8 protein-coding genes are annotated in these 12,297 nt (G+C 33.4%); 7 read left to right on the forward strand and 1 reads right to left on the reverse strand.

Translation table 11 applies throughout. The annotated features are described in order from the left end of the window. Nucleotides 1-48: 48 nt before the first annotated feature. The 7 genes from ACFSSE_RS10060 (at nt 49) to ACFSSE_RS10090 (ending at nt 10,437) form a co-directional block, all read left to right on the forward strand. The gene (locus ACFSSE_RS10060; RefSeq protein ID WP_379041374.1) at nt 49-447 is read left to right on the forward strand and encodes a hypothetical protein; all 399 of its coding nucleotides are present in this window, start codon (nt 49-51) and stop codon (nt 445-447) included. Nucleotides 448-873: 426 nt separating this feature from the next. Further along, on the forward strand, nt 874-1,104 hold the full coding sequence (locus tag ACFSSE_RS10065) for a helix-turn-helix domain-containing protein (RefSeq protein ID WP_379041375.1): 231 nt from the start codon (nt 874-876) through the stop codon (nt 1,102-1,104). After that, nucleotides 1,094-2,356 (forward strand): DNA cytosine methyltransferase, encoded by a 1,263-nt coding sequence (locus ACFSSE_RS10070; RefSeq protein ID WP_379041376.1) that lies wholly within the window; start codon nt 1,094-1,096, stop codon nt 2,354-2,356. Before ACFSSE_RS10065 ends, ACFSSE_RS10070 begins: the two co-directional genes overlap by 11 nt. 175 nt (nt 2,357-2,531) lie before the next feature. Continuing rightward, entirely contained in the window at nt 2,532-4,055 is a 1,524-nt protein-coding gene (locus ACFSSE_RS10075) for an ATP-binding protein (RefSeq protein ID WP_379041377.1), read from the forward strand. 4 nt (nt 4,056-4,059) lie between these two features. Next, nucleotides 4,060-7,074: a Z1 domain-containing protein gene (locus tag ACFSSE_RS10080; RefSeq protein WP_379041378.1), complete on the forward strand. Its 3,015-nt coding sequence runs from the start codon at nt 4,060-4,062 to the stop codon at nt 7,072-7,074. A gap of 7 nt (nt 7,075-7,081) precedes the next feature. Beyond that, nucleotides 7,082-8,041, forward strand: coding sequence for a PD-(D/E)XK motif protein (locus tag ACFSSE_RS10085; RefSeq protein WP_379041379.1), 960 nt, complete (start codon nt 7,082-7,084; stop codon nt 8,039-8,041). Beyond that, a complete protein-coding gene (locus tag ACFSSE_RS10090; protein ID WP_379041380.1) occupies nt 8,041-10,437 on the forward strand; it encodes an AIPR family protein in 2,397 nt (798 codons plus the stop codon). The genes ACFSSE_RS10085 and ACFSSE_RS10090 overlap by 1 nt, the downstream gene beginning before the upstream one ends. A 415-nt stretch (nt 10,438-10,852) precedes the next feature. On the opposite strand, the gene ACFSSE_RS10095 is transcribed toward ACFSSE_RS10090, so the two are convergent. Beyond that, nucleotides 10,853-12,082: an MFS transporter gene (locus ACFSSE_RS10095; protein ID WP_379041381.1), complete on the reverse strand. Its 1,230-nt coding sequence runs from the start codon at nt 12,080-12,082 to the stop codon at nt 10,853-10,855. Nucleotides 12,083-12,297 lie beyond the last annotated feature (215 nt).

Consider the following 12,297-nt stretch of genomic DNA (forward strand, 5'->3'; position numbering starts at 1 on the left):
ATGTGCGAATAGAAACACCTTTAACCTAATAATTTGTAATTTTAACTAATGAAAAACCAAAAAAGAAATATTTTCTTAATCTCCGCTGCTATAATTTTAATAGCAATAATGGTTTACAACAGCCTTTCACAACCTGGCATTGGAGATTTAAAATCAGAATTTAAAGAAATTACCTCCATCCGTAATGAACAAAATGACGGACCCATTTTACGAGCTTATCTTGTTACTATTGATAGTTTAAACTTAGCAGATATGACCACTTACGGTAACTTTATGCCTCATAATAAATACGGAAATACCAAAGTTTATTTCTTCAGTCCCAATAAACCATTTCCAAAATCTTTAAATTTAATTGAACCTGTTTTTGATCAAACTTTTGAGAAATACTGCTTAGCTGTTTATGAGAAAAATGGGATGGGGGAGGTGGTTTTAAGGGATTTTAATTAAATATAAGGTTAGGCTAATTTATGAGGATAGAATTTAACATCAATTAAATAAAAACGGGTTTTTAAAACTCATGCTGTTTTACATGTTAGCGAAGAGTATGTAAATTCTCTAGTTTGTTTTATTTGGGCGTTCCCTTCCATCCCTATGGCCAACGCAAGGGCGGCGTTTTACGCACTCCGCTACGCTGCGGTTTTTTTGCTGAAAAAGCAAAAAGAACAGGTTTTTGCAAAACCTTGCTCCAAATGCCTAACGCGGGACTTGCTATATGGTAAAGTATGTTTGTAGCTACTCATCATAAATCGACTCAAAATAATATCCAACGTTAAATATTAATGTTTCAAACTTAAGTAACTTGTTAGTTAAAGAACAAGCAAACGTGACTTATAAGCAAATGTATTATGAGTCACGTATTGCTACTTTTAGCTGATGGATATAAAAGTCAAAATCGGCAATCGTATCAAAGAGTTAAGAGATAAAAGAGGTTTAACTCAAGAGGTCTTAGCCTATAAATCTGATGTTGACCGTACCTACATGAACCATGTAGAAAAAGGTAAAAGAAATATCTCAATTATCAATCTCGAAAAAATAATTGTTAATGGTCTAGAAGTTTCTATGCTGGAGTTTTTTAATGTAAATATATTTCAAGATGGCAAATAAGTTAAATTACATAGACTTGTTTGCGGGAGCAGGTGGATTATCTGAAGGATTCAAAAGAGCAGGATTAAATCCAATAGCTCACGTAGAAATAGACAAAGCAGCAGCTTATACTTTGAAAACAAGAACAGCATATTATTATCTAAAAGAAAATAATCTGTATGATAAATATGTAGAATACCTAAAAGGAGAAATTAACAGAAAAGAACTTTACGAATTAATCCCTACTGAACTTTTAGATTCTGTAATAGATTTAGGCATAAGCAATGAAAATAATGAAGTCATTTTTGATAAGATAAATCGCTCATTAGGAAACAAAGAAGTTGATTTAATTATCGGAGGACCTCCTTGCCAAGCCTATTCATTAGTTGGAAGAGCCCGATCTGAAAACAACATGAAAAGCGATTCTCGCAATTATTTATATGTACAATACGCTGCTTACTTAGAAAAGTATAAGCCAAAAATGTTTGTTTTTGAAAATGTTTTAGGTTTAAGATCTGCTGGTAAAGGGGTTTATCTAAATAATATGGAACGACTTTTTAACAAAAAAGGTTATTCCATACATATTTATACAGTTAAAGCAGAAAATTTTGGTGTACTCCAAAAGAGGAGAAGATTAATTATAATAGGTTGGAAGCAAGACTTTGTTCCTAATCTACCAAATCTTGATAGTTATAATTTGGGCTTAACTGCGCCAATTTCAGATTTATTTAGCGATTTACCATTTCTTAGAGCCGGAGAGGGAAAAGACAAATACACAAATTACACAGCCGAAACAAATGATTATTTGGGAAAATCATATATCAGAAATGGAATAGACATTTTGACACAACATATTGCTAGGCCCCATTCTGAGCAGGATAAAGAAATTTATAGAGTTGCCGTTGAAAAGTGGAATACTAATAAAGAGCGATTAAATTATAACGACTTAGCAGAAAACCTTAAGACCCATAATAATATCACTTCTTTTACGGACAGATTTAAAGTAGTTGCAGAAGATTTAAACACCTCTCATACAGTAGTAGCACATATATCAAAAGACGGACATTATTACATCCACCCAGACATTAAGCAGAATAGATCTATAAGTGTAAGAGAGGCTGCTCGGTTACAATCCTTTCCTGATGATTTTTATTTTGAAGGAGTTAAAGAAGGTGCTAACAGAACGGCTGCTTTTAAACAAATAGGAAATGCAGTACCACCATTGATGGCGAAGAAAATTGCAGACCTATTGAAAACACAACTAAAATTATGAATCAAATAAATGATTACCTATTGATATCATAATTAAAATCAAAACAATGAGTGAGTTTAAATAAACGAGTAATTGCTCGTTTACTGACTTATAATTGATCGCAATTAATGCTTTGGGAAAACAAAAGAAATAAAAGAATAATCAAAAGAAGTTTGTCCTAGCCAGTCATTAACAAATGAAAGATAAAACAAAAGAAAATCAAGGTTATGAAGATGGTACACCATTTCCTGAATTTCTGATAAAATCTATAGCAGAACAAGGATATTCACTGGAGACATCTCTCGCAGATTTGATTGATAATTCTATTACTGCAGGCGCTAATGAAATTGAGATTTTAATCAATACTGAGACTTTTCCCTTTAAACTTTTTCTGGCAGATAATGGCATTGGGATGGATGAAGATGCACTTAAGAAAAATATGAAATTCCCCAGCTCTTCAGTAGATGAAAACAGGAGTGATAACGATCTAGGACGATTTGGTCTAGGAATGAAAACAGCATCCTTTGCACAGACTAGAAAACTAACCGTCTTATCCAGACCCAAGGGTGTTGTTAATTTTGCAGCAAGAACTTGGGATGTTGAATATCTAAAAAAGAAAAAAGAATGGCGAATAATTGTTAATACCACAATTGAAGTCGAGGAAATATTAACAGAATATATCTCATTATCAAAAGGTTTTTCAAAAGAGTTTGATGGATTTGAAGCCAATACTATTATACAATGGGAAGGCTTGTATAAATTTGATGAATACCTTGAAGGCACCAATCGGAGCGATTCACTAAAACGTCAGATTACAGAAACAACCACCGAGTATCTTTCTTTGGTTTTTCATAGATTTTTGGAAGACCAGTATAAACCTATTAAAATAAGGGTAAATAACACATTACTTACATCCTTTAATCCATTTCCTATAACCGAAACAGATGTCAGATTAATTGAATCGAAACAAAAGCCTTTTAAAAATGACGTAATTAAATTGGAAGGTTTTGTAATGCCTTCAAGAAGCTTAGAAGAGAGTAAAGAGATAAACAATATTTGGACTACTAAATCTAGGGGTCTTATGGATATGGAAGGGATTTACATATACAGAGCAAACAGGATTATTCTTTTTGGTGGATGGAACGGAATCATACGTAAATCACCCAGATTACAATTAGCAAGGCTAAGGGTAGAAATAGGAAATAAAATTGATCAGCACATGCATTTGAATGTTGCAAAATCACAAATTACCATTCCATACGATTTAAATTATGGTTTCTTAAAATATATAGCTGAATTAAAAGAGCAAGCGATAAAGGAATATTACAACAGAGGTCTAAGAAAAATATCTTCAAAAAAAGCTGATGGAATACCTCAACTTTTTGAAAGAATTTCATCAAGTAAAGGGCCAATTCTAGAGCTAAATAAAAATTATCCTAATATCCAGCTTCTACTTTCTGAATTAAATCCGGAACAACAGAAATTATTTAATGTGCTGATGAGAATGATTAACAGAAGTGTTAACATTCTAAAGCAAACCCACGTAGATAAAAATTACTTTACCGAGAGTGAAATAGAACATGACAGTGAAATTTCAACTACTATTCAAAAATTATTAGAAAATGGAACTGATAAAGCAATAATAAAAGAAATTATTTTGCCTTCTCTTGGCTATCATATTGACACCATCCCTGACCACATTACACATTTACTTAATTAAGGCTATGAATAATACTGAGACTATTGAAATTATTAAAACCTTTATTAAAGAAAAAGCAAAAAAGGAGGAATATTTAACACATTCATTTTTTGACAAAATAAAGAATGAAATCGTCAATTTGGTAAGAATATTTCCAGGAATAGCGGAGAAGGATGACAGAACTCTTGATCATTTATATCAAACCAGTGTGAAAGAGTTTCAATCAGTAAACCCGATTGATATTGATCCATCCAATTCTTTAACTAAGAAAGGGCTACCTATTTGGTTGACCGAAGAAAGGAAAAAGAGTATTAAGGATGACTATATTAAACGCTATATGACTTTTTTGGCAAAAAAAGGCCGCTCAGAGAAAGTGCTGAGTGAAATCAGCACAAGTAGTGAGAAAATCCTCTCTAAACTAGGTGATCCAAAATCAGAAAAGTCATTTTATATCAAGGGTTTGGTGGTCGGAAGTGTTCAATCTGGTAAGACGGGTAATTTTAATGCTGTTATTAACAGGTCGATTGATGCTGGGTACAGTCTCATAATTGTGCTTTCTGGCATAATGGAAGATCTTAGAAGCCAGACACAGTTAAGAATTGAGGAAGAAGTGATTGGTGAAGGAACAGTAGATGTTACCAAGGATAGAACAGGATTTAAAGGAGTCGGAGAAATTCGCAGATTTGGAGAAATGGGAGATCAGAACGTAAGCCAGGTTTTCTCTGTAACGTCCTATAAGTCTGATTTTAAAAAATCTGTAAAGGATACCGTATTTTCATTAAATAATAAAAATATTCTTGTTTGTAAGAAAAACACAGGGGTATTAAAAAACCTTCTCATTTGGTTAAGTGACTATCTAAATGAGAATAAAGAAAAGCATGATATACCCTTTTTAATAGTTGATGATGAAGCGGATAATGCTTCATTGAATAACTTAGGTAAAAAGGGAGTAGAGTATGCCAGTGCCATAAACGGCCACATAAGGGCATTACTGGATCTGTTTACCAAAAAAAGCTATCTGGGCTATACTGCTACTCCTTTCGCAAATGTATTGCAGGACAGAAATCAAACCATAGCCTTGAAATGGCCAGTAACATACAAAATGAATGGTGAACAGGTGTTGAAAGAATTCAATCAAGTTGGGAATATTTTTCCAGATGATTTTATAGAGCTTTTAAACACACCAAGTAATTATGTTGGAGCTAAGCAAATATTTGAAACGGTTTTTGAGGATAATATTAAGCTCCCTTTAGTGGAATTAATACATGATACAAATATTGAATTTCCTTCCCATGTGCCAAAGGACGAGAAAAGTGATCGGGCTGTAACTAAGTATGATGATTTTCCTGTCAATCTGCCAAGGTCATTAATTGAAGCGACACAATGTTTTATTTTAACAATTGCTTTAAGATTCAGCAGACTGGCTAATATGACAGATTCAGGTTTTTTAAATCCTCATCATACCATGCTGGTTCACATCTCTCGTTTTATCACTTGGCAAAATAAGACAAAAGAGCTACTAATTGAATACCTCTGGAAACTGGAATCAGACATCAATAATGATTTACCCAATAATTCAAAGCTTATTTATGGTACACTTGAGAAAACTTGGGATAAATATTATGCAGCCATTGTTCATAACATAAGAGCTTATTTACCTGAAGGTTATCAGGATGAATTTTTATTGCCAAAAACCTTTAATGACATCAGACCATTTCTTATTGATGCTGTTAAAGGTATTGAAATCAAGGCAGTAAACAGTGCTACAGGTGATAAACTGCATTATGAAAAAGATAATAACGGAAATGGAAAAAAGATTATTGCAGTTGGCGGAAACCGTCTTTCCAGAGGTTTTACTCTTGAGGGTCTAACTATCAATTATTTTATCAGAAACACAAATTTTTCAGATACACTTTTGCAAATGGGCCGATGGTTTGGTTATCGACCTGGCTATCTTGATTGTTGTAAAATATTTACAAATACTGATGCAGTTAATAAATTTGACGCCACCACTAGAGCAATTGAAGAGCTGGAAATAGAATTTAAAAAGATGAGCAGGTTGGAACGTACACCTGCTGATTTTGTATTAAGGGTTAGGAAACATCCTGGCACTTTAAAAGTGACCAGACCATCTATACTAAAAAACACCAAGCTGGTGAACTGGTCTTATCAGGACCAATTGGTTCAAACAACAAAGTTTATAATTAATGACGCTGTTAAATTAACCACTGCATGGGAGGCTTTTAAAGGTTTTATTAAAGATCAGAAAAATAATATTATTAAAAATAAAGGGCAGGATTTCTACCTTATAAAATTAGATGTTCAGCAACTTATTGATTTTCTAAAATTACCAAACGCATTTGAAAATATAGAAATACCACAAATTATTAAATTTATTGAGATTGCAAAAGAGAAAAATAAACTTAGAAACTGGACTATTGCTATCAAGACCAGTGGCAAAGGAAAAGTATTATTTTCTGAAAAAAGTGGGCTTGACGAAAATATAACACTTTCAGAAAGAAGTGGTCCGATACAAAAAAATAGTCATTACAGAGATATATTTTTTACAAAAGGAGTTTTCGGAGCATCCGGAAAATCTGCCAATATTGTAGGTGCTGGAAAGGATTTCTCTTTGTTACTGAGTGATGAAAAACAAAAGGAAGTTGAAGCGCTGTTCAGAAATGAAATACTTGAAGATTATAAGAAGAAAGGGATCCTTAATCCTGAGCAGAAATCACAAAAGACTACCATACCTGAAAGAGTTTATCGAGAAGCAATGTCTGATGATGAAGGATTACTTGTCGTGTATTTAATGGACCTAGATACTGTTTTCAGAAAAGGTGAAAATGATTTAGAAATGGATGAAATGGTTGCCAAAAATAGGATTGATACAGATATCCCCCTTATCGGGTATGCAATAGGGTTTCCTCCAATTTCGCCTGATCCTGGAGGGGAATATCTGCATGGTGATTATGACATTGAAGATGAAATTGATGAGACAGAGGAGTGGGATGAAAGTATGGAAGCTACAGATGAATAAACGATAAATGGAATTAAAACAACTTAGCCAGAAATGGGCATTACTCGATGTAGGAAAAGTCGGTATACAATCTATCAGACTGAATAGTGAAACTATACCTGATCTTTTCATTGGTATTAATATAGAAGGATACAGAAATTTGATATTGAAATTGCCATCAGGTTATGTAGCTGACTTTCAATCCTCAACCAAGCAGAACCTTTCTCTTGAACTTTATACCGAAACTAAATGGGTGGTCCTTACACTTTTGGATGTACAATACAGCGATCTTTTTGATGATCTTATTTATTCCATTTACTATAAGGTTAGGCAAATGTTAGAACCTAAAGCATATATAAGTGAATTTTTATTGACTTATTATAAATGGAGCGAATTTTTTCAGGATAACAGAGGGGATACTCTATCGGACGAAACGATTCGTGGACTATTAGGTGAACTGATTTATTTGCATGAACAGATTAAAGAATGTAAGGCGACCGAATTAAATGATATGCTCAACTCTTGGAAGGGGCCTTATGATACCGGACATGATTTTATTGGTGAATTTAAAAATACGGAGGTGAAAACCAAAACAATAAGCTCTTCAGGTATTTTAATTTCAAGTGAGTATCAACTAGAAACCGAACCCAATAAGGAATTAGACTTACTAATAGTTACTATTGAATCTGACACGGAGGGAATAACATTAAAAGAACTGGTCATGATGATAAGAGAAACCATAGGGTTAAAGCTGGGTGATTTTGGAATTGTTATTACGGCACTTTTACAAAAGGGAATAACCATGCTAAACCTAGATACTTATGATCATTTAAGATATACTCCAATTGAAATGAGTTTCTACAACGTAGAAGAATCAAGTTTTCCAAAACTTATAAGATCTGAACTAAATGAGGGAATCAGTTCAGTTAAATATAAAATAAATATACAGACTATTGCATCTTACCTAACTAACAAAATAGAGTTTTAATGGAAATTAATGAGTTTTTAAAATACCGCACTGAGCTTCTAGAAGATTGCAAAGACGAAGAAGGGTATGTATCAGAATCAGCTTTTCTAGAAACTATTTTGCCATCATTAAATGATGCTAAGCTCGTTGATTCTGAATCCTATGAGGATTGTTATTTTCTTTTGCAAAAGGATAATTTAAAAATTAACGGTTATCAAATTAATGAATCTGGTGAAAGATTGCAATTGTTCATGATTAATGAAGATTCTATTGATATCATGGCTTCGGATGAAGATCTTTCTGTTTCCCAAAAAACTGTTTATGACAGTCAGTTTAACAGAATATTCAGATTCATTAATAAATCGATTAAAAATCATTTGGATGATGAAGTGCAAGACTCACATCCAGTAAAAGCATTAATATCATTTATCTCTTCCTCTCTACAAGGTATGGAGCAAATAGATGTTATAGAGATATTTTTGATTTCGGCCTCAGCGACCGTAGAGAAAAGAGGTAGCATACCACAACCTAAAAGGATTGATTTTGAGAATGAATCAATTTCAGTTAATTATCAGAACAAAGAGAAGAAAACTATTAAAAAAGAAATACAGGTTTATAAGCGACTGATAGATTTGAATTTTTTGCATAGTGTTCTGATTTCACAAGGAAACCGAGAATTGCTCGAAGTAAATTTTACGGATGTTTTTGGCAGTGGGATAGCCGCGATTCAGGCAGCAGATGAGGTGAATTTTGAATCCTATCTTTGTGTGTTACCTGCCTCAATGCTAGCAGAACTTTATAAGCGTTATAGTTCCCGCATGCTTGAGAAGAATGTGAGGTCATTTCTACAGTTTAAAGGAGTTAATCAGGGAATCAGGGATACGATACGTAAGGAGCCAGAACATTTTATTGCTTATAATAATGGTTTAACCATCACAGCCGTTGGTGGTGATATTCAAAAAAATAATGGAAAGGTTGTGATTAACACTCTAACAGATTTTCAAATTGTAAATGGTGGGCAAACAACGGCAACGATATATTTTTCCAAAAAAGATGGGTTTGATATTAGTAAAATAAGAGTGATGGCTAAAATCAATGTAGCCAAAAATGCTGATGAAGAAAAACTAAATGATCTGATTTCAAATATCAGTAGATTTTCCAATGCACAGTCTAAGGTTAGTACTGCTGATTTAAGATCTAGAAACGAACAGTTGATCAAACTGAAATCAGTTTCAGAAAGCACTCCTACACCTAGTGGGCGTAAATGGTTTTTTGAAAGATTCAAGGGTGAATTTAATACACTATTACGTAAAAACCCAAATGGTAAAACCAAAATTAATAATGAGTATCCTAAAGAAAGACGATTTACCAAAGAAGAGCTTGCAAAATATTTTATGTCATGGGGAGATCAGCCTTATCTGGTAAAAAAGGGAGGAGAGAAAATCTTCAAACAATTTATTGATGTCATATCTCCCAATGAAAACAGTAAGGGTATAATTGTTACCAGAGATTTTTTTGAGGAGGTAGTTGCCCGCATTATTTTATTTAAAAGCCTTGAAAAAACCTATGGGGTGGGTAAAAATGCTATTGGACAATTGCGTTCTGCCGTTATACCTTATACCATGGGGGTTTTGTATGTAAATACAAACGGTAGTAAAGGTTCAGCGTCTTTTGATTTAGCAAAAATATGGCAACTAGAAGGCCTTGATGAACCTCTAATACAAATGCTTAATGAGTTAATGATACTTACCAATGATTTAATTAAAAAATATTCCCCAAGTGATGATTATGGTGAGTTCTCAAAACGGAAAGAGCTTTGGGATGCTATTATACAGTCTAATGAAATGAAACAATTCGTAAGTTCTGAATTATTTCAAGATGGCATTTCCAAGTTTAAGATTACAAAAGAAGAACTTAAAAAGCGAGAACAGAAAAGGAATAAAATTCAGGAAATTGATTTTTCAAATTTATATGATAATGCCCGCATTTATGCTCTATCCTCTGCATATTATCAAAAACTAGGTTTGCTAATTGCTGATAATATCAGTGTCTCCCAAAGAGCAAAAATTGATCATATCATTAACTGTATAAATAATAAAAATGATATTTCAGAAGCGCATTGTTACTTCGAAAAGGAACTAATTAACCATGTTCGTTCAGAAAATCCGGAAATATTTGATAAGATCAACTATGAGGAAGAAAGCCATTGGATAGATAACCTTAATGAAATAGTAAATATTTACAACCATTGTTTAAAAGAAGGGAAAGATATTAGATCCGCATTTCAAAAAGAGCGAGAATTAGTTAAGTTAAAAGGAGGAAAGTTTTATGCTATTTATGATGAAATTGGAAAAGCTCTAGAACAAGGTAAGCTACCTTCAATGAAAAACATTGGTAATATAAATAGAATTAATTGACAGATTAATTAAAACATAATCAGACTTACAAAACAATGTTTGGTTAAACGTTAACAAGCTTTTCTCTAAATTTTTTTGCCAATAAAAAGGGGACAAAAAGCCTACCTACAAATTGTCTCGCCTTAGTGAGGCAGGAAGCGGCCAATAATCTATAATTTGATTAAAAATTAATCCTCACTATTTAACCTTTTTGCTGTTTTCTTTAAATAAGAATTCTTTTATTTAAGTTTTTTGGCATTTTTCTTAAATAAGGGTGTCTTTTTTTAAGAAAAAAAAATTATAATTCAAAAACTCAAGAAAATTTTATCCTTTTTTAGCAAACGCTACAACCGCGTTAACGATAGCAGCGGCATCCTTTTTGTTCTTCTTTCGGAACAAAAAGATATAGCGGATAGCGTGTTTAAACGCCCAAAACCTAAGCCACTTCCTTACTCCCCACAACCCCTTTGCTACTCACTTTAGCATTCAATTTAGAGATAACAAAAATACTTACAAGTGTAACGGCAATGCTAATGTAACCTGTAATCTCGTAATGTGCTAAGGCGTTTGTAGGTGTTTTGATAACCACTAAGCCGGCAATTACAGATGCTAAGCCTACAGATATTTGTTGTACAGAAGAGTTGATACTCATAAAACTTCCTCGGCGTTCGCTATTTACAACGTTACTAATGATAGCTTGTGCCGGAATGGTGCGGCCGGATGATACTACAAACCAAAAGCCAGTAACTACTAAAACGGCATAAAAGGGTATGTTTGGTAAGTTGGTAATGATAGCGATAGGGATGATTGCGGTGAGCGCCATGATGGTAAACAAACGATGTTTCCCAATTCTATCGGCTATTTTTCCTAAAAAGGGCGAAGAAATTAAAGTTAATGCCCCACCTACCATATATACTACTGGCGTTTGCGATTTACTAAAACCTTTATTAAACTCTAAAAATGGGTTTAGAAATGGGATAATCATGAAGTGCCCTAACATTACACTTGCAGATAGTGCCAATGCCAAAAGTTGGTTTCTATCTTTTGCGATGTCTTTTAACAAAACAATTGGGTTTACTTTTATTTTGCTGTTTTCGGTAAGGTGTCCATCTATTTTTGGGAGGTATTTAATTAAGAATGGTAATAGTAAGCAACCCATGCCGGCTACAAAAAAGAAGGGACCATGCCAGTTAAATATATTAGCTAAGTACAAAGAAAAAGGTACTCCAAATACGGAGGCAACAGAAAAAGCAGCCATAATGACGCCCATTGCTGTTCCTCGTCTTTCGTACGGAATTAAATCTGCAACGATAGAAAGAACTTGTGCGCCAATTAAACCTCCAAAAATACCTGCCACAATTCTCGATAATAATAAAAGGGAATAGGTGGGAGATAAAGCGCAAAACAGCGTCCCGATTAAAAAACCAGCATAGCCTACCAATAAAACCCTTTTACGATCAAACCGATCAACAAAAAAAGCCGCTAAGAAGCCCGAAATTCCGGCACTAAAGGTATAAGCCGCTACCAACATAGAAAACTGCTGGGACGAAATGTTAAAATATGGCATGAGGTAGTTGCCCAAAGGCATCATAATCATGAAATCTAGTATATGTGTAAAGTTGATTGCTGCTAATAATAGGAGGATGATTTTTTCTTTGCTTTTCATCGGTAAAATTTTGAAGGCGCAAATTTACAGAAATCAATAACTTGATGATGTAAGTAGTTAAAACATGACGGGAATTTGTTTTTTGGTGTTTTTGTTTATTATTTCGATTTGAAATTTGTTTAAAAATTGAGTTGAATGTATGCAAGACTTTCTTTTTTATCATGATAAAAAGTGATTTTAAAATTTTCAAGTATTCGCCATTCATTGCCATGGGG

This window comes from Pedobacter alpinus (assembly GCF_042684645.1).
Taxonomy (GTDB): domain Bacteria; phylum Bacteroidota; class Bacteroidia; order Sphingobacteriales; family Sphingobacteriaceae; genus Pseudopedobacter; species Pseudopedobacter alpinus.